The sequence below is a fragment of the Paenibacillus baekrokdamisoli genome (genome assembly GCF_003945345.1).
Lineage (GTDB): Bacteria > Bacillota > Bacilli > Paenibacillales > Paenibacillaceae > Paenibacillus_Z > Paenibacillus_Z baekrokdamisoli.
This window is the reverse complement of the sequence record NZ_AP019308.1, coordinates 3,135,843-3,154,796: the sequence shown is the minus strand read 5'-3', so window position 1 is coordinate 3,154,796 and position 18,954 is coordinate 3,135,843. Positions and strand designations below refer to the sequence as shown.

The window sequence follows — 18,954 nt, the reverse complement described above, 5'->3', positions numbered from 1 at the left end:
CGGAGGTACATCAATGAAAGCAAAAAAGATTGACTTGTTTGTTATATGCAACAGTGCCCTGATGCTATTATTCATTTTCGTCTGTATATACCCTTTCTACTATGTGATTATTATCTCTCTTAACGATCCATTGGATGCGCAGCGAGGAGGCATCTATCTTTTTATTCGGTCCTTCTCGATAGAAAATTATAAAGCGATCTTCAAAACGGCGGAGCTGCTAAACGCTTATCAAATTACGATATTCAGAGTTGTTGTCGGTTCTCTATTACATTTGGTCCTTACTTCGATGTTTGCATACGCGCTGACCAAGAAGCATTTTGTATTTAGAAAGTTTCTGACTTGGTGGATGCTGATTCCTATGTATTTCTCAGGCGGGATCATTCCTACCTATGTCGTTATGGACATGCTTGGACTGGTCAACAATATCATGATCTATGTTCTGCCTCATCTGCTCGCGACCTTCCATATCCTGATCATGCGAACCTTTCTAAGTGAATTGCCGCCGTCGTTGGAAGAGTCGGCTGTCATAGATGGTGCGGGTGACGTCGCGGTTTATTGGAAGATCATCATTCCTTTAAGTACACCAGTTTTGGCGACGATTGCTTTGTTTATCGGTGTATTCCATTGGAATGATTGGTTTACCGGTTTTACCTATATGACAAGTGAGAACCTTTGGACCGCACAGAATGTGCTGTTGAAGATCATTCAAACGAATGAAGCTTCCAATATTGCTTATATTTCCAAGATGGACTCGGGCTTAAAGGCAACTGTTACAGCAGAATCGGTCAAAATGGCGATGCTTGTTCTCACAACAATTCCAGTTATTGTTGTCTATCCGTTCCTTCAGAAGTATTTTGTCAAAGGCATGATGCTTGGTTCGGTCAAAGGCTAGCTATCCGTTTGGTATGAGTACCTTCAGGTATTTATATATAATTAGATCATAGGGAGAGGTTAACATGAAAAAGAGAAGAAAGATTGTAGCTCCGTTAGTCGTACTTCTGATGATTTCTAGTCTGCTGGCCGGCTGTGCCAAGTCAAACAACGTGGTTAATGAAACGACACCTCCGGCACCTTCGACCGGACAGGAGGCAGCAGGTACGACTGAGCCTGTGAAGGAAGCGCTTCCTTCAGAGCTTATCGTTTCCTCGTTCAACTGGGGATGGCCGACCGTTGATGAAGCTCAGGACAGAATCGGGCCAGAGCTTGAGAAAGCGCTGGGTTTTAAAGTGAAGTTGAACGTGCTGAAGGCGGGAAGTTCCGATGAAGCGGACAAGAAGCTTCAGCTCTGGGCGGCTACGAAAGCAGCAGATATGCCCGATATTTTGATGACAACAAGCTCGACCCTTGCAGCGCAAACGATAGATTCTCTAGGGCGAAACGGAGTTCTACTCGACTGGAATGAAATTCTGGATCGTATGCCAACTTACAAAGCTCAGGTTAGCCAGCTCCTGCCGATAAGTACGGATGTAGAGAGCGGCAAGCAGTTCCGTGTGCCCCAGAACTTCGAATCACCGAAGGGGACCAAGCCTGCTGCCAACCCTCTAATCCGGAAGGATTGGCTCGATCAGCTTGGCCTTCCTGTGCCTAAGACAACGGATGAACTGCGGAATACATTGATTGCTTTCAGGGATAAAATTAAGCTGCCAGACGGTCAAAAGGTTATTCCGTCGGTTGATTTCGGTGAAATGTTCTGGACCAATAAGTATATGTTTAATAATCCGGAATACTCTTATGCAGGCTCCGGCAACATTACAGTCGGACTGAATGATTGGTTCACAGATAAGAAGGACGGTAAAGTCAAAAGGCATGATATGGAATTCTCAGACAATGTGTATGAGTTCTTAGCTTATTATAACTCTCTCTACAAAGAGGGCTTGCTCGACAAGGAAAGCTTTACGTTGAAGTATGGACAATACTTAGAGAAGGTATCTAGTGGCAGAGTAGGGGTATTTGGTACTTGGGGTACTCATGTAATGACTGTCAATGATACCTTGGCAACTGTTGATCCTAAGGCTTTATTTGTCGGTACTACAGTTTTCGATAGTAAGACGAATCCAACGTTAGACCCAACATTTACTAAAAAGGCCTTGTTAGGGGTTAACTCTTATTGGATCATCAAGAAGAGCATTAGTGAAGAGCAGCTGAACGCTTTCATCAAGTATATGGAATATACGATGGGGGAAGAAGGGTGGAAACTGACTAACTTCGGTCAGGAAGGAAAAGACTGGAAGTACGATGCTGATAATAAAATTGTGGAGACACAGGAAGCCGCAGATAAATTCAAAGGAAATCTTGGAGCAAAAATTCCCGAAGGAATCTGGTATTACAGCCCAACTCCAAACTATGATCTTAAAGTGAAATACGATGCTCCAACCGCGTATGATAAAAGGCCCGATGTTATTGAAACATTAAAAAACATGGGCTATGTTCAAGGTGATGAGGTGTATTCCTATATTACCGACAAAGCACCTTATGTCCTTCCTGGTCCTATTGAAATGAAAAAGGGAGCAGGTTATGTAACAAGATGGAAAGATATGGTTGTATCGGGTGTGATGGCTAAAACGGAAGATGATATCAAGCAGATTATTGCGAAATGGCAGGAGACGGAAAGAAAGTTAGGGTATGACGAGATATCCGAGGAAAGAACGAATAATTTAAAGACAGTTCCGGATCTTGAGGTGAAATAAGCTTACTCTGCAGAGGGAACAAATGAAAAAACATACTGCCGATTCGATTAATAAAAAAATAAGGAGCCTCTGCGGATGTCCTCGTCCGCAGAGGCTCTGTTAAAAAACGAAGGAGTGATTTTGATGAAATCTAGTAAAGTCATTTTTTTATCTATACTTTTTGCTAGTATGATGACTCTCATGAGCCTCAGTACAGCGACTCCAGCAAATGCAGCTGTCGCAACCGCTGCCCCTTTTCCAATCGGAATATTTAATTCCCCTGGTTTTAATGACACTACATTTGCTAAATATAAGGAAATTAAAAATATGAATGTCACCTATCTGATGACCAGTGGCCTTAATACATTCAAGGAAAATGATGCAGCATTAACTCAAGCTGCAGCTAATGGTTTGAAGGTTATAGTATCTGATCCGCGTTTAATGTTTAATAGTATTCCAATAAATCAAATTAGTGAAGGGGGGAGTCATGCTGTTTCTAATACGAATGCTATTGGGCAGACATTTACAGTCCCTGCGGGTACTTCGGGTTATATCATTGATACGATTAAACTCAACATTGACAATCAAAATTGGGCAAGTGATGTAATACTTACTTTAAGCATATATGATAATCCTAGCAAAACAAACCTAATTAGAAGTACTCCAATGACAGGCCCAGTTATCGATAACTACCCTGTATTTTATATTGGAAGCTTCTTTTCCCCAAATACAACCTATTATATGGAGCTTACCAGCAATTCTTCTACTCCTATAGACTGGCTAAGCGCGGCGTCTGATGTGTATGAGGGCGGAATGGCTTATCAGAATGGGACTGCGGACAGCAGTTTTGATTTTTGTTTTAAAATGGATGCATTGGAATCGATGTACAATGGAACGAGTCATCCTTCTGTTTCTGATATAAATAACATTGCAGATCATTATAAAACGAATCCTTCGCTGCTTGGATATAATCTGATAGATGAGCCTTCATCTAACAAAATGACACGCTTGCAGGCTGCTGCAAAAGCTTTCAAGCAGCGAGATCCTAACCATTTATCCTTAGTGAATTTATTGCCTTCCTATGCAACGCAAGAACAACAAATTGGCTTCAAAAATACCGGTATAGGTGTTGTGTCTCCAAGCAGATCAGTAGGACAGACATTCGAGACGAGCTCGAATACAACCTTTATTTCAACCATTCAATTGTATGTTGTAATAGAGAATTGGAGCAACACGGCCACCATCACACTAAAGCTGTGGGATTCCAAAGACAAAACGACACTTTTGGGTCAAGATACGCTTTACAGTTCAGCTACCATATATCCTCAATTCACATTCAATGTAGATGTAAGCGCTAACACAAGTTATTATTGGGAGCTATCGCAGGGAGGAGTAGAAGAGAATCACGTTGGTTGGGTTGTCCGATCACCCAATGGTTTCGACTGGGAAAAGGACGGAACTGCTTATGACAATGGGGTCCCGGTCGATGCGGATTATTGGTTTACCATTAATCAAAATATAGTAGCCTTCAGTTATGAGGACTATGTCTATCAGTGGGCGAGCAAGAATCCTGATGTTTTAATGTATGATCATTATCCTTTTCTTGAAAATGGGGGTTTAAGCACTAGCTATTATTCGGATATGGAGATCATTCGACGTCAGAGCCTAAAAAATAAGGTGGATTTCTGGACCTATATTCAGTCTGTTGGAATTACAGGCTCGTTGAGATCCCCATCTGAAGGCGATATGAGATATCAAGTATTTACAAGTCTTGCTTATGGCGCCAAAGGGATTAACTATTTCCTTTATCTGACTCCCGACTATCCCGGCACCCCGTTCCATGATGGAATTATTAATTATGATTTAACTAAAACGGCTCTATATGATTACGCAGCAAATATAAACGCTGACGTGCTTAAGCTTGGGCCGAAGCTGCTGGGATTGAAATCGGAGGCTGTCTATCATACCGGAAGCACAATTCCAACTTCTACGACAGTACTGCCGTCCAATTACTTCTGGAAGCCTACAGATATGACACAACCACTTGTATTCGGATATTTTAAGGATAACACCGGTCGGGAATATATGATGGTTGTGAACCGGGATGTTGCCAATTCCCGAACCGTGACCTTCGATCTCTCGACTAAACCAAGCAACGTGATAGAAGTATCAAAGACGACTGGAGCAGAGGTAAGCACGAATTACAATTCGACCACAGGGCAGTTGTCATCCACGTTTGCCGCTGGTGAAGGCCGATTATATGCTCTTCCGTCGTCTACACCTGCAGATGTATCTGCTACAACGTTAACATCCACAATAGGAACAGTAAGCACAGGCGGAACAGCGAATGAAACCATTACGAACATTCCAAACGCAACAACGTTAACAGCGTTTAAGGCAGCGATCACGCCAGCAGTGAATGCAACGTTTGAAGTCTACGATGCAGACGGAATAACCATAGCTTCAACTTTGGCAACAGGCAAGAAGGTCATTGTTACAGCGCAGAATGGCATAACAAAGGTAACGTATACCGTAACTGTGAATGCAGCACCATCCAGTGGTGGTGGCGGTGGTTCAACAACTCCAAGCGATGAGAAGGTTACCTCTAACAATGGTAATTTAACGCTTCCCGCAGGTAAAACGGGTGAGGTTAGTTGGAAAGATGCGATCACGATCTCTATTCCGGCAGGTGCTACAGACAAAGAATTAAAATTAACAATTGAAAGCGTGCTGGATACTCAAAAGCTTCTAACGAATAAAGAGGTTCTAGCCAGTCCAGTATTTGAGATATTGAAAAACTTCTCGGAGAACTTCAGTAAACCGGTAACACTGACTTTCTCTTACAATCCAGCAAGCTTGAAGAACAATCAAATACCAGTTGTATTTTATTATGACGAAGCGAAGAAGGAATGGGTGGAAGTAGTCGGTGGCAAGGTTAACGGAAATCACATTACAGTGGAAGTTAATCACTTCACGAAATATGCGGTTTTCGCAGTAAACCAAGTGACAGATGTACCAGCTATCGATCAGCCAACAGATACCCCAGCGAAAGTTCAATTTAGCGATATTGCTGGACATTGGGCGGAGAGCAGTATCATGCAAGCGGTGAGTGGCGGCATCGTCAAAGGTTATACGGACGGAACGTTTAAGCCGGGTAAGACCGTGACACGCGCGGAGTTTGTAGTGATGTTGATGAATGCGCTGAAGCCGCAAGAAGCAGGGGCAGAGCTGACTTTCACAGATAGCGCGAAGATCGGAGCTTGGGCGCAGAATGCGGTCGCGCAAGCGTTTCAAGCAGGCATTATTAAAGGCTACAAGGACGGCAGTTTCCGACCGGATGCAGAAATTACTCGCGCTGAAATGGCGGTGATGATCGCAAACGCTTTGGGTCAGTCTATCGATGTGAATGCCGCAACCGGCTTCGCAGATGACAAGGACATTCCGGTGTGGGCGAAAGGTGCAGTGGCGATTATGAAGAAACTTGACCTTGTAGTGGGTAAAGGCAAGAACGAATTCGATCCTAACGACAAAACCACCAGAGCAGAGGCTGTAACGGTTCTGTTGAAAGTGCTGGCACAGAAGAGCGAGTAATGGAAATGCAATAGGTACTGTTCCCTGTTGTGATGATTACTTACTAACGCTGCAATCTTTAATGGTTCACGCAGTCATTAGTTGGGTCTAACGACAGAAGCTCAATATAATCGCCGGTGATACGTATGCCTGTCATACAGTGAGCGTAGGTGCTTGTAAAAAGTAGGGCATCAAAATAAGTTTGTTCCGCAGAATCGGTCAATCAGGGCGGAAACAGCTGTTGTCATTAAGTGGTTCTTGTCCGTAAATCATGCTGTAGATTTATTTGGTACACTGGTTTTTGTGAAAACCTGAACAACTAAGCCTCCATAACCACTCTACACGGTGGGGATGGAGGCTAGTTATTTATTACGATGGAACGGTTGATTCTCGACAATCGTCACGTTGGACTGTACGCAAGTCATCAGAGGGAGGTCGTTTGCTCCGTTTGGTGCGAATAATTATAGCTTTTAAATCATGAGCGTTACTTCATCCCACAGCTTATAAGCAGACATTAGCGTGCTGCGCCTCAATAGCCTGTAAGGTCTTCTTAGAAAATCGTTGTTAATTTCTCGGGATCCATTTTATAATTTTAGATGAAATATCACAAGGAAACTGTTAATCTGTCGTTAGTACAGGCGACAGAATGGAAAGTTGTATCGTATTCCGACTGATCGGAAGGTCCTATGGATAACACCAACCGAAATGCCGATAAAGCTTAGTATTGATGAGACGCGTGGTTATCGATTGCCGTGATGAGACGGATTTCATGCCTATTTTATGACGGACATCCTTTTCTTATCGCAGAAGTAATCTAGAGGAGTCTGCTTAACGGGCAGGCTCTTTCTTGAATTTTTGTAAATTCGATTGCTACTATAAGATTTTCAACCCACACGTAAAGGAAGAGCTATCATGAGCTTTCGGTCTAAGCTTGCCATTACCTATACCTTTTTTATTGCTGTGTTAATGTTTACAATGGGTACCGGGTTCTATGCTTACAATTCCTTCATCTTCGAGAAAGATGCTTATGCTAGATTAAATGAACTTACAATCAAGATGTCCCAACAGCTAGATAACCTTATTCAGCCAATGGATTATGTTTCGTTAGATTTAATATCAAGGTCAGAGATGATCGATGCCCTGCGCAATTTATTGGAGAAAGATAAAGGTCGTTCGGAGTATTCTCGTGATTTGCAGGAATCTTACCGTACATTGAATTCGCTAGCTATGAAGACGTTAGTCAAAAAAGAAGGCTATACAATCAATATTTTCAATGAAAAAGGGGATTTCTTTACAAACAGCCGGGATGTACAGGACATTGACGTTCTGGCAAATGAAATAACAGATCTTAAGTGGCTTAATCAAGCGAGAGCGAAGGATGGGAAAAAATACATCGTACCGCCCTCGGACCAAGTGTGGTCAACCGGAAGCTCTGAGAGTACTTTTTCCTTGGTTCGGATGATCAAGGATCCAGGAAACGAGGTTGGCTTTATCGAGGTACAGAATGAAACGAAGGAACTATCCAGTGTATTAAGTGTGGGTGTTGATAAAGAGATAACGGTTCTTCTTGTTAACGATAACGATGAAGTGGTTTATAGAAATAAGGACGTGGACATGCAATCCTTGCAGCATTACCTCTCAATTACAGAGAACGGATCTCACCCTAACAATCCAGTCAGTGGTGCCCCCGAGGTAGTCTATCATGTCGCATCAAGCTTTACAGGCTGGACACTGATATTAATCCAGGAGAAGGCTTCCATCTTGAAACCGTTAGGTGTGTTGAAACAAATGACGGCATTTATTGGTGCGGGGGTAACCCTGTTTACATTTATTTTCTTCTATGTGTTTTCCAATCGGTTGACTAAGCCCCTTAGAAAGCTAAAAAACACAATGGAGAAAGTTCGGATCGAGAATCTCCCCAGAAAAATGGTCGTTAAGCATGAGAATAATGAGATTGAGGCCTTAAATCAATCTTTTCAGGATATGAGAATGAGACTAAGTGATTCCATTAATCATGAGTTTAAGCTTCGATCCATGCAGCTGCGGGCGCATTTCGATTCGCTCCAGGCGCAGATCAACCCTCATTTTATGCACAATATGTTGAACGTTCTGGCTAATATGGGAATGGAAGCAGGTGCTGCTGACGTCGCGGATACTTGCAGAAGAATATCTGCAATGCTCAGATACTCAACCTCGACAGACAAGCGTAGAACAGCAATAAGGGATGAAGTGGATCATGTCGACAACTATTTTTATTTAATGAAAAAGCGGTTTGAACATAAATTGGAATTCTCCATTGATGTGGATGAAGCCATGTTGGATATTGAAATACCTAAGATTGTGCTGCAGCCCCTCGTTGAGAATGCCATTACGCACGGGTTTGAAAACCGTTCTGGAACGATGAGCATCGTTATTAAAGGGTTTATTTCAGGAAATGACTGGAAGATCGATATTAGCGACAATGGCTCTGGATTCAGTGAAGATATCCTCATGGATTTGGAAACACGGATCGAACATTATTCTAAGCAGCTACTTGATCATGAGGATATGGCAGGCCTATCGATTGGCGGCATGGGCATAATAAGTACTTTTGCGAGATTAAGGTTGTTTTACGGTGAGGAGCTACGTTTTGAGCTAAGTAATAATGACACTATCGGGGCATGTATTAGCATTGGGGGAAGCCGGGTGCAGGAGTACAAGGGAGGTAATATTGTTGTACAGAATCATGATCGTAGAAGATGAACCGCCTATTGTCAGATACCTTAAAAGCATAGTGGAATCGGTGACGGATCGATTCATGATTTGTAGTGTTGCCGAGGATGGTATGGAGGCACTTGAGAAGATAGAAGCTCTACGACCTGACGTTATATTGACGGATGTGAGAATGCCGAGAATGAACGGTGTTGAGTTTGTTAAGCACCTTAGAACGGAACACCCGCAGCTGTTAACAGTCGTCATTAGCGGATACCAGGATTTTGAGTATGCGAGGGAATCCTTGAAGTGGGGGGCTTTGGATTACTTACTTAAGCCAGTGAGTCCGGAGCAGCTGAAGCCCTTGTTAGACATGCTTGCAGTTCGGCTGGATGGCATCTATCATGAACGCGCTGCTACTTTATTAGATCAGATCATTGGAAACAGATCTGTAGAAGAACAGATTTGCCAGAAGTATCTCAATTACGAGCAATTCCATGTCATTCTCGCAAGAGGCGGCTCACTACCTGCTCGCTTCTTCAATATGCAGCTTGGATTTAACGAATTAGGTGGTTGGGCGCAATTGGATCTTGAGGAGCTAAGTAGAAGGCATACGGGGTGTAAAATATGGCTTCAATCAGGTCGGGATGAGTTTGAATCCTTCTTCATTATAGCTATGGATGGCAACCAGAGGTTTCACTCCAAATCTATGGCAGAACAATTAAATGCTTTCGTCTCAAAGCTACGCGGGTATGGAACCGTTGTTTACTCTTCCAAGTCAATAAGCCTAACTGATTTAGCGGGTGTTACCAATCGGATGATCGGGGTTCTGAATGAGAATTGTGTTTTAGGTAGAAATCAGGCGCTTGACCTGGAGGACATGTTGTCAGCTAATAGAAGAGAGATGCTAGTCTTGGAAGATACTATGGAAAATAAACTAGCATTCTTTATAAGTAATAGGCAAGTTAGCTACTTGAAAAGCGAACTATCAAAAATGTTTGCGGATTGGAACATTCAACAATATACGCAAATCAGCCTCGAAAAAATACTGAGACAGATACTCCAACTCGTCGAGAAACATACAGGTTACCAGACCCCAAAGCTAAGTCTGGATAGGGAAAGACAGCTTGATGAGGCGCTATTTTATGCAAATGGTTACGAAAGTTTGTTGAAAGCTATTCTTGATATGATCGTGGAGCTTATGTCCGCACTAGACATCGATCAACCCACTTACAAGCTGAATGCTGGGGAAATTTTATCGAGGATTGAAGTTTACGTACACAAAAATTTAGCGGAGCCTATTACATTGCAAAGTGTCTGTTATCTCATGGACGTTTCGCAAACCTATCTGAGCAGGCTTTTTCGGAAATCCAAAAACCTGACGTTTAACGAATATGTCACCTATGCCCGAATTCAAGAAGCGAAACGCCTTATGGCTGAACATCCCGAGATGTTGCTTAAAGATGTGGCTTCTATTGTCGGTTATAAGGATTCTCATTACTTCAGTAGAATATTTAAATCCGTTACGGGTTCATCGCCTTCAGCTTATAATGATTGATTCGGATTCGGATTCGGACTCGGACTGATTTATCCACCTCCAGATGCTGACCTATCCATTTATTAGAACAATAAAGGCTGATAATATTTGTTATGGAAGCGCTTCTACAACAGATACTTAAGGGGATGTCAGAATGAAAAGAAACTATTATCGTATTACTGCAATGCTCTTGACTTTGTTCCTTGTGACTATGCTAGTAGCAGCCTGTGGTTCTAAATCCGATACGAATAAAAATGTGGCGGGTAGTACGGAGCCTGCTGATAGTCAGTCTGCGAGTGCGTCAGGAGAACCTCAGAAGGCAGTTACATTATCACTTCTTGCGAATAAGGATCATTGGACGTTAGGTACACAAGCAATTGTAGATGCGTTTAATGCTAAAGGAACAGGGATTACCGTCGAAGTTGAAGTGCTACCAGGCGGAAATGAGACGGACAATATTATGAAAACAAGACTTGCCACGGGTGAGGCACCTGATATTTTCCAATGGTTGTCCGGGGCTAAGTTAAATGATGTGGCACCTGAACAAAATTTTGAAGATCTGTCCGCTGAAGCGTTCATGTCGAATGTGGATGAGTCTTTCAAGTCGGTTATGTCCTTGAACGGTAAGGTGTACGGCATTCCCGGTTCTCCTGCGCAATTCGGAGTCTGGTTCTATAATAAAAAGGTTTATGACGAGCTATCCCTGAAGGCACCCAAAACATGGGCAGAACTGATGGACAATAGCGAGAAAATCAAAGCGGCAGGGAAGACGGCTATAATAGCTCCTTATAAAGATGCGTGGACTTCGCAGTTGATCGTTCTCGCAGATCATTACAACGTCAAACATAGCGTACCGACATTGGCAGCTGATCTTACCGCTAACAAGGTTAAGCTTCAGGATGTACCGGAGTACGTAAGAAGCTGGGAAAAGCTTCAAGAGGTATTCACTAAAGGCTATATCAGCAAAGATGCACTGTCCATGTCTTATGACACCGCACTCAAAATGCTTGCTGAAGGTACAGGTGTTCAATTCCCAATGGGCAGTTGGATGTTAGATGCTCTAGTTGAGAAGTATCCGGACCAAGCCAAAGACATTGGTTCCTTCGTTCAGCCTTCAGACGATGCAAGCGTTAATGGAATCACGCTCTGGATGCCGGAGGGACTTATGATGTCCAAGCAGTCTGAAAACAAAGATAGCGTAAGAAAATTCCTTGATTTCTATGTTTCTAAAGAAGGTACAGACGCGTTTATGTCCAAGCAGAAGCCAGCTGGTCCGTTCCTAGTTAAAGGAATCACATTGCCAGATGACGTTCTGCCGGCTGTGAAGGACGCCGTTCAGTATATTGACAATGGTGCAGCGAATGCGGCACTGGAGTTCGAAAGCCCGATCAAACCGACTTCCTTTGAGAAAATTACGATTCTAGTTGCGGCGGGATTCAAGACTCCGTTGGAAGGTGTTAAGATGACGGATGCTGAGAACGAGAAATACGCCAAATTACAAAAGCTAGCTGGATGGTAATAATTAACGGCTAACGGTTAACGACAAACTATTGAAGATTTGAACCTTAATAGGCCTCGTAATTTATTACGAGGCCGTTTCTGTTCGCAAGGAGGTACACATGTCAACAACGCAGAAGAAACTTTACTCGTATTACTTCATATTACCTGCAGCAGTCTTATACATTGTACTGTTTATTGTGCCGACATTCTCTTCCTTCTATTTCAGTTTAACTCGGTGGACCCTGTTTGATTTTGAATTTATCGGGCTTGATAATTTTGTGCAGCTATTTAAAGAAGAAAGTCTTGCTATTGGGTTTAAGAATACTGTCATTTATACGGTTGTGTCGGTTTTTTTCAAGGTTGTGCTTGGCCTTGGACTTGCGATGCTACTAAACAAGGGCTTGAAAACCCAGTCCTTTCTTAGAGCCGTATTTTTCTTCCCGTCGATTATTAGCTCCGTGGCGATTGGACTAATCTTCAATGCATTGATGTATCCAACCACCGGATTAATTAACAATACACTAAGAGCGATCGGTCTTGATGGCTTAGCGCGAAACTGGCTTACGGATCCGAGCATTGTCATTTATTCGGTATCCTTCGTCGAGGTTTGGAAGTACCTCGGGATATGTATTGTCATTTTTATAGCGGGTTTGCAAGCGATCCCTAAGCATTACTACGAAGCCATCAGTATCGATGGTGCTAACAGGTTTGAGAAATTCAGGTATATTACATTGCCGCTGATTAGACCTGCATTGAATTCGGTCATTATCTTATCGCTTATTGGCGGCATTAGAAGCTTCGAAATTGTGTATGTCATGACGCAAGGCGGCCCTGGTTATGCTTCCGATCTTCTATCAACTGTTATATACAAGCAGTTTGCTGAGGGGTATTACGGACTTGCCACAGCGGGGAATGTCCTATTGTTCGCGGCTGCTACTTTAATTGTATTCCCTCTCTATACTTATCTGACCAAACGGGAGGTTGAATATTAAGATGGCAAATACGATCCGAAAGCTAACGCTAGAAGGAATTGCCTTGATACTAGCAGTTGTCGCTATACTTGTTCCTTTTTATTTTGCTCTTATTAACTCTTTCAAGAGCAGCGCTGAAGCTGCTGCTATGCAGATCGATTTCCCGAGTCGCTTTCATATTTTAGATAATTTTAAGATTGTCATTAAGGAAGGTCGCATTCTTCAATCGTTTACCAACAGTGTTATTATCAGTTTTTTCGCGATATCCATCCTTATCATTATTTCATCGATGGCTGCTTTCGTTCTCCAGAGAAGAAAGGGCAAGGCGTCTAAAATCATCGATTTCTTCGTCCTTGCTGGTCTTATCGTGCCACCAGCGGTCGTACCAACCTTATGGATGCTTCAGCGTCTCCATATTAATAACACCTTATTATCGGTCATTTTGATCCAAGCAACGCTGCAATTCTCTTTCGCGACAATCATTTATAAGAGTTTTTACTCCAGTATCCCAAGGGAGCTAGACGAAGCGGCCATTGTAGATGGATGCAGCAGGTTCAGAATGTTTGCTAGCATTATTTTTCCCCTTCTAAAGCCGGTAACCGTCACAATTATGATCATAACGGGCATAAATATTTTTAATGATTTTATGATCCCGCTGTATTTTCTGAATGGGATGAAGAATACGACAATACAGCTCACTATCTATTATTTCTTCGGCAAATATAATAGCGACTGGAATTTAGTTTTTGCGGATGTCATTCTCGTTTCGATACCGCCACTGGTATTCTATCTGATATTTAATGGGAAAATAATTTCCGGTATGACTGCGGGTTCTGTCAAAGGTTAAATTGTAAAAAGGAAAAAAAGCCATTTTCCTGATTCGAAGTCATAAAGGAAATAATCCCGCTTGATGCACATTGCGTGCAATCACAGCGGGATTTTGTTATCCAGTACTTTCCCGTTTCCGAAAGAAGGTCTTCAATGCCTTATAAATTTCGCCCTTCTCCTTAATCACATAATACAGAAATTGCGGATGATCCAGATGCTTATAAGCAGACATTAGCGTGCTGCTCCGATTATATTGATTCACTTCCCCATAGCCGAAGATGTTCGAGCGTTCCAGCAGCTCTTTAATGAGACGAACGCATCGCTCGTTGTCACTTGTCAGGTTGTCCCCGTCGGAGAAGTGAAACGGATAAATATTATACATGGACGGCGGATAGCGGCTGTCGATGATCTCCAAAGCTTTAATATAAGCCGATGAGCAGATTGTACCGCCGCTCTCGCCTCGGGTGAAGAATTCTTCTTCCGTAACTTCCTTCGCTTCGGTATGGTGCGCAATAAAGACGATGTCTACTTTCTCGTATTGGCGGCGTAGGAAGCGGGACATCCAGAAGAAGAAGGAACGGGCACAATATTTTTCGAAGCTGCCCATCGAGCCTGATGTATCCATCATTGCGATAATAACCGCGTTAGATTGAGGCTTAATGACTTCCTCCCAGGTCTTGTAACGAAGATCGTCGGGGGAGATACCGTGAATACCCGGATCACCACTTGTTGCATTTCGTTTCAAATTCTCAAGAATCGTCCGTTTCTTATCGATGTTGGACATGATCCCTTTCTTGCGAATATCGTTGAAACGGACTTCCTTCGTTTCTAGCTGCTCCTTATCCTTCTGCTTCAAGAAGGGGAGCTCGAGCTCTTCGAAGAGCATCGTCTCCAGCTCGGATAAGCTGATCTCGGCTTCTATAATATCATCACCAGGCTGATCGCCGGGGCCCTCACCCTTTCCGCCCTTTTGAGCGGAGGCAGGATCGACACCTAGCACATCGCCTACCTGACTTTCGCCATCGCCTTGACCGACATGCTTATTCTTGTTGAAGTTATAGACGAAACGAAATTCATCGAGACTTCGAATCGGCACTTTGATGACCTTTTTGCCATCGGACATGATAATGTTTTCCTCCGAGACGAGATCCGGCAAATTTTGCTTGATGGCATCGCGGACTTTTTGTTGGTGACGAGATTGATCCTGATGGCCTTTCCGATGCAGAGACCAATCCTCTTGGGATATGATGAATGAAGCATGGGTCATGGCAATCACCCTTTGCAAGTTTATTGGGAAATCTAGATATATCATTATATTCCCCATAAAGCTGTTTATGTGATTTGTTGGAGAGCCTTCATTCTTTACTTCTCCAGCTCGATCCCCTCAATTTGCGGGCTTCCCCATGAGGGTGCTTTGATCTTCACGATGAGATGACTCGCCTGCTTTTCGAGCGCCTTTCCTGTATCCTCCGCAACATAGTATTTCTCTAGGCCGTATTGAACGGAGATTATATGATTGTTATCAACATATTGTACGCGCCCCTTGAGGATGGTCTCCTGCTCAGTAACCTTCGGTTTATGGGGGTAAGCGGCTATAGCATCGTATACGTTTTTGCTTGGCTGCTTTCGCACGACGACATAAATAATGTCCCCTGTTCGAGGAGCTTCAGCACCCTTCCAGAGCTTGTAATTAATTTGGTTAATTTCATACTGCAATCGAACATAATCACCGTAAAATAGATCTCTAGGATCAACGGGCACGGTTTGTAAGCGAATCTCCTTGCCATACTGGTAAGCTGCATAATGCAGACTAACGATGCCTAGTAAGAATAGAACTTGTGACACCACAAGCGCGATGAGGAATGGTCTGCGATAACGCTGTAAATTACTTATGTTCATGATCGTTATCCTCCTCAACATCCGCCAGAAATTGTTTCTTACGACGGTTCAAGAACCAGCTCAGAGCTAGTAAAATCAGACCGCCGAGGATGAAAAAGATGGATTTGTCCATAAAACCCCAAGCGAGCTTCCCATAAGCGGTCATCGTACTGCATAGGAACAAGAGAGTGCCAAGGTTAATTTTGAGCCGCCATTCTTCTGCATAACCCCGCCATAATAGGTACAAGGAAAAAGTGAATAAAGTAAGTAAATACAAGACATCAATACCATTGTTGAGATAGAAGAACGGAATGGCAAGCACCCAATCTAAGCTTGAGGATAATCGGTTATTTCTTGCTTTACCTGTTAGTGACAAGCCAAGCAACAAGATAAGAAGCGAGCAGTAGATAAGTGAATTCGCCGCAAGACCATGATGGAAGCTCGAAATGTCATCGTTTGACCAGAACAGAATGATGAACAAATTAAAGACAAATGCGGCAATAAGGGTAACCGCTTGAAATGGATATACTGTCCTCCGATCCTTCAGCCAGTCCACCCCTGCATATAACAGCCAAACTGGAATGAAGAACCAGGTGAACGGCCATGCATTGGATGTGACGAGCAGCAGAAATTGTAAAGTTACGCTTAAGGCCAAGCCCCAGCCGATCGTCTCATTTTTATTGTTCCACCAATAGAAGCCTAATCCAACACCCATAATTACAAAGGAAACATAACTGAAATGATTAAACTCTGTCGTACTGTATAGCTGTGACCCCGTGAATACAAGCAGTGTGAGTAGGAATAAGTATCGACTTGTATACAAATAGGTCAGCAGCAGTCCGGCACTTCCCCAGACAATGATTGAGGTGGCATCATATGCGGTCAGATGGAACATCTGGGCAATGAGAATGATACCAGCGCCGAAGGTGATAAGACCCAAACTGATCAAGGCAATGCCTAGGTTATGGTGGTCTTTCTTCAGCAATCGATCACCTGTTATATAAAAGGCGATCATCGCAAGGATAATGATCGACAAACGCAGTAACTGCGGGATTACCTGCCAATTGGCAGCGACAAAACTAAGAATACCAAGTCCTACGAGGATACTCCCCAGTAGAGGAATGAGCCCTATAGCCCGTTTTTGCTCCGGATATAAGTCTAGAATACGTTTATATTGGTCACTTGTTATGATGCCCTTCTCGGACCATGAACGTCCTTCCTGTTCAAGCCATCTTCTGCTCATCATGACACCCCTTTGTTCTTACTACTCTTTAGTATAGTCAGGATTGACAGGAAACATAGTACTAACTTTCTCTAGGACTCGTTCAGAAGAAACGTACGTCGAAGGATTTTAGTACGCATGGAAAAGGGATTATGGTAGTAGCCAAAGAGATTCACAAGCTGGCAGAGCAATGCCGATATTCGATTCAAGCAGGTAATCGTAAAGAGCTGCATCGTCTTTCAAGGTGATTAAAACCAACACAAACCAATTAAAACAACTATAAAACAATTTATTTACCTGTGGTTAACGAAGAATTAACAATTGAGCTATATAATATTTCTATTGAGACGCTTAGAAAGGGGAGAACAACGATGACCCTACCGCAAAATCCTTATCTTCTACTTACGCCAGGGCCACTAAGTACATCTAAACGTGTAAAAGCAGCCATGCAGCAGGATTGGTGTACGTGGGATAAGGAATATAATGACTTCGTGCAAGAGATACGTGCACGACTTGTAAGACTGGCAACAGCACATCATGAGGCTTATACAAGTGTTCTTCTTCAAGGGAGCGGGACCTATTGCGTCGAGGCAGTGATCGGCTCCGTTATTCCTAAGACGGGAAAATTGGCTGTGCTGGCCAATGGTGCTTACGGTCAACGGATTGCACAAATTGCCCGCATTCTGGCTATTGAAGTAATCGTGCTTGATGCAGGTGAGACAGAGCCTGTCCGCGCTGAGCAGCTAGAAGCTTTATTGGCAGAGGAGCCTTCCATAACCCATGTAGCCTTTGTTCATGGGGAAACGACTACCGGTATGTTGAACCCTATCGCAGACATCGCAAAAACCGTGAATAAACATGGAAAAGTATTGATTGTTGATGCGATGAGTACGTTTGGCGGTATTGAAATGGATATCCATGAGCTTGGTATCGATTTTTTAATTAGCAGCTGCAATAAATGTCTGCAAGGCGTGCCTGGTTTTGGCTTTATTTTAGCTAGGACGGAGCAGTTGGAAATTTGTAAGGGCTATGCTCGTTCTTTGTCTCTAGATCTAGTTGATCAGTGGGAAACGATGGAGAAGAGCAATGGCAAATGGCGCTTCACTTCACCTACTCATGTTGTACACGCTTTCTATGAAGCACTGTTAGAGCTGGAAGAGGAAGGCGGTATTAAACAACGCCAACTTCGTTATGAAGAGAATCAACGCGTTCTAGTAGAGGGTATGAAGCGACTTGGCTTCCAAACCTTACTGCCGACTGCGTTGCATTCACCGATTATAACTTCCTTTTATTATCCGGATTCATTGCAATTCAGCTTTGAACAGTTTTACGACCGGATGAAGCAGCAGGGGTTTGTACTTTATCCAGGGAAAATAACAGCTGCGTCTACTTTTCGAATTGGCAATATCGGTGATGTCCATTTAGCAGATATTCATCGTTTGATTAAAGCGATCGAGAGCGAACGATTTTGGTTATAATCTATTTGAAGGACAAGTAACCAAGCTATAGGATTATCAAAGGGAAAAAGCCTACTCAACTAAAGTAGGCTTTTTTTATGGAATCATCTAAAGCGAGATTTTTGATCTGTTGTGGGGTTCTCTAGGATGTAGATCCTAACAGGATGCCAACTAAGAACAATACCGCTAAACCGACTGGGAGAAGAGCGTTAAGTATAATTCCAATAACAGAGAACGCTTTACGTGTATTTTTTATGCATGCGCCTACAATACCGAATATAAGACCGATAAGGCCCAATCCAGCTGAGGTAAATAATAAAATGATACCGATTAGAATTGGAGCATACGCGGTGTAGTCATTGTTTTTTATACTGTTCTCAATTTCTAGTTGAAGACTGTTGCCGTCGGCGAAATTCTGGTTCATAATAAATGTTGTCATTACGATAATACCGATGACAAAAATGACAATGCTGATGAGCCCGATGATGAAGGATGTAATGCCAAGTCTAGACTGTCTTTTCTTTGGCTCTTCTTCGAGGGGTGAAAATGGATTAAAGCTGTTTTGCGAATAGATGCTTTCGTTGTCAGAGCTTGTTTCCTGTTGATTTTCCTTCTCGTTCATTGTCTATTCTCC

Annotated in this window: 13 protein-coding genes; 9 read left to right on the top strand and 4 right to left on the bottom strand. The window is 43.0% G+C overall.

The window, feature by feature from the left end:
- The first annotated feature begins 13 nt into the window (after nucleotides 1-13).
- From EKN16_RS14245 to EKN16_RS14210, 8 genes are all read left to right on the top strand, one after another.
- Complete coding sequence (locus EKN16_RS14245; protein ID WP_125658211.1) at nucleotides 14-892, top strand: carbohydrate ABC transporter permease; 879 nt, start codon at nucleotides 14-16, stop codon at nucleotides 890-892.
- 64 nt (nucleotides 893-956) lie between these two features.
- Complete coding sequence (locus EKN16_RS14240; protein ID WP_125658208.1) at nucleotides 957-2,687, top strand: type 2 periplasmic-binding domain-containing protein; 1,731 nt, start codon at nucleotides 957-959, stop codon at nucleotides 2,685-2,687.
- A 123-nt stretch (nucleotides 2,688-2,810) separates the two neighbouring features.
- Nucleotides 2,811-6,257 (top strand): S-layer homology domain-containing protein, encoded by a 3,447-nt coding sequence (locus EKN16_RS14235; protein ID WP_164522796.1) that lies wholly within the window; start codon nucleotides 2,811-2,813, stop codon nucleotides 6,255-6,257.
- Between the two features lie 891 nt (nucleotides 6,258-7,148).
- Nucleotides 7,149-8,978, top strand: a complete 1,830-nt coding sequence (locus EKN16_RS14230) for a sensor histidine kinase (protein WP_125658202.1) — start codon at nucleotides 7,149-7,151, stop codon at nucleotides 8,976-8,978.
- On the top strand, nucleotides 8,950-10,485 hold the full coding sequence (locus EKN16_RS14225; protein ID WP_164522795.1) for a response regulator transcription factor: 1,536 nt from the start codon (nucleotides 8,950-8,952) through the stop codon (nucleotides 10,483-10,485). Before EKN16_RS14230 ends, EKN16_RS14225 begins: the two co-directional genes overlap by 29 nt.
- A 133-nt stretch (nucleotides 10,486-10,618) precedes the next feature.
- On the top strand, nucleotides 10,619-11,983 hold the full coding sequence (locus EKN16_RS14220) for an ABC transporter substrate-binding protein (RefSeq protein WP_125658196.1): 1,365 nt from the start codon (nucleotides 10,619-10,621) through the stop codon (nucleotides 11,981-11,983).
- Between the two features lie 100 nt (nucleotides 11,984-12,083).
- Nucleotides 12,084-12,956, top strand: coding sequence for a carbohydrate ABC transporter permease (locus EKN16_RS14215; RefSeq protein ID WP_125658193.1), 873 nt, complete (start codon nucleotides 12,084-12,086; stop codon nucleotides 12,954-12,956).
- A 1-nt stretch (nucleotide 12,957) separates the two neighbouring features.
- Nucleotides 12,958-13,782 carry a carbohydrate ABC transporter permease gene (locus EKN16_RS14210; protein WP_125658190.1) on the top strand — a complete coding sequence of 275 codons (825 nt, stop codon included), beginning with the start codon at nucleotides 12,958-12,960 and terminating at the stop codon, nucleotides 13,780-13,782.
- A 96-nt stretch (nucleotides 13,783-13,878) separates the two neighbouring features.
- On the opposite strand, the gene yhbH is transcribed toward EKN16_RS14210, so the two are convergent.
- The 3 genes from yhbH to EKN16_RS14195 form a co-directional block, all read right to left on the bottom strand.
- Nucleotides 13,879-15,030 carry a sporulation protein YhbH gene (gene yhbH, locus EKN16_RS14205; RefSeq protein WP_125666266.1) on the bottom strand — a complete coding sequence of 384 codons (1,152 nt, stop codon included), beginning with the start codon at nucleotides 15,028-15,030 and terminating at the stop codon, nucleotides 13,879-13,881.
- Between the two features lie 95 nt (nucleotides 15,031-15,125).
- Entirely contained in the window at nucleotides 15,126-15,662 is a 537-nt protein-coding gene (locus EKN16_RS14200; RefSeq protein WP_164522794.1) for a GDYXXLXY domain-containing protein, read from the bottom strand.
- Complete coding sequence (locus tag EKN16_RS14195) at nucleotides 15,649-16,887, bottom strand: DUF2157 domain-containing protein (protein ID WP_232016426.1); 1,239 nt, start codon at nucleotides 16,885-16,887, stop codon at nucleotides 15,649-15,651. The genes EKN16_RS14200 and EKN16_RS14195 overlap by 14 nt, the downstream gene beginning before the upstream one ends.
- Before the next feature lie 347 nt (nucleotides 16,888-17,234).
- Between EKN16_RS14195 and phnW the strand changes: the two genes are divergently transcribed.
- Nucleotides 17,235-18,341, top strand: coding sequence for a 2-aminoethylphosphonate--pyruvate transaminase (phnW, locus tag EKN16_RS14190; RefSeq protein WP_125658184.1), 1,107 nt, complete (start codon nucleotides 17,235-17,237; stop codon nucleotides 18,339-18,341).
- 121 nt (nucleotides 18,342-18,462) lie between these two features.
- Here the strand turns inward: phnW and EKN16_RS14185 are convergent, their stop codons facing one another.
- Nucleotides 18,463-18,942, bottom strand: a complete 480-nt coding sequence (locus tag EKN16_RS14185) for a hypothetical protein (protein ID WP_125658182.1) — start codon at nucleotides 18,940-18,942, stop codon at nucleotides 18,463-18,465.
- Between the last annotated feature and the right edge of the window lie 12 nt (nucleotides 18,943-18,954).

Excerpts from the sequence above, each read along its gene's own strand:
- EKN16_RS14245 (WP_125658211.1), top strand. The coding sequence starts at position 14 with ATGAAAGCAAAAAAGATTGACTTGTTTGTTATATGCAACAGTGCCCTG.
- EKN16_RS14240 (WP_125658208.1), top strand. The coding sequence starts at position 957 with ATGAAAAAGAGAAGAAAGATTGTAGCTCCGTTAGTCGTACTTCTGATG.
- EKN16_RS14235 (WP_164522796.1), top strand. The coding sequence starts at position 2,811 with ATGAAATCTAGTAAAGTCATTTTTTTATCTATACTTTTTGCTAGTATG.
- EKN16_RS14230 (WP_125658202.1), top strand. The coding sequence starts at position 7,149 with ATGAGCTTTCGGTCTAAGCTTGCCATTACCTATACCTTTTTTATTGCT.
- EKN16_RS14220 (WP_125658196.1), top strand. The coding sequence starts at position 10,619 with ATGAAAAGAAACTATTATCGTATTACTGCAATGCTCTTGACTTTGTTC.
- EKN16_RS14215 (WP_125658193.1), top strand. The coding sequence starts at position 12,084 with ATGTCAACAACGCAGAAGAAACTTTACTCGTATTACTTCATATTACCT.
- EKN16_RS14210 (WP_125658190.1), top strand. The coding sequence starts at position 12,958 with ATGGCAAATACGATCCGAAAGCTAACGCTAGAAGGAATTGCCTTGATA.
- yhbH (WP_125666266.1), bottom strand. The coding sequence starts at position 15,030 with ATGACCCATGCTTCATTCATCATATCCCAAGAGGATTGGTCTCTGCAT.
- EKN16_RS14200 (WP_164522794.1), bottom strand. The coding sequence starts at position 15,662 with ATGAACATAAGTAATTTACAGCGTTATCGCAGACCATTCCTCATCGCG.
- EKN16_RS14195 (WP_232016426.1), bottom strand. The coding sequence starts at position 16,887 with ATGATGAGCAGAAGATGGCTTGAACAGGAAGGACGTTCATGGTCCGAG.
- phnW (WP_125658184.1), top strand. The coding sequence starts at position 17,235 with ATGACCCTACCGCAAAATCCTTATCTTCTACTTACGCCAGGGCCACTA.
- EKN16_RS14185 (WP_125658182.1), bottom strand. The coding sequence starts at position 18,942 with ATGAACGAGAAGGAAAATCAACAGGAAACAAGCTCTGACAACGAAAGC.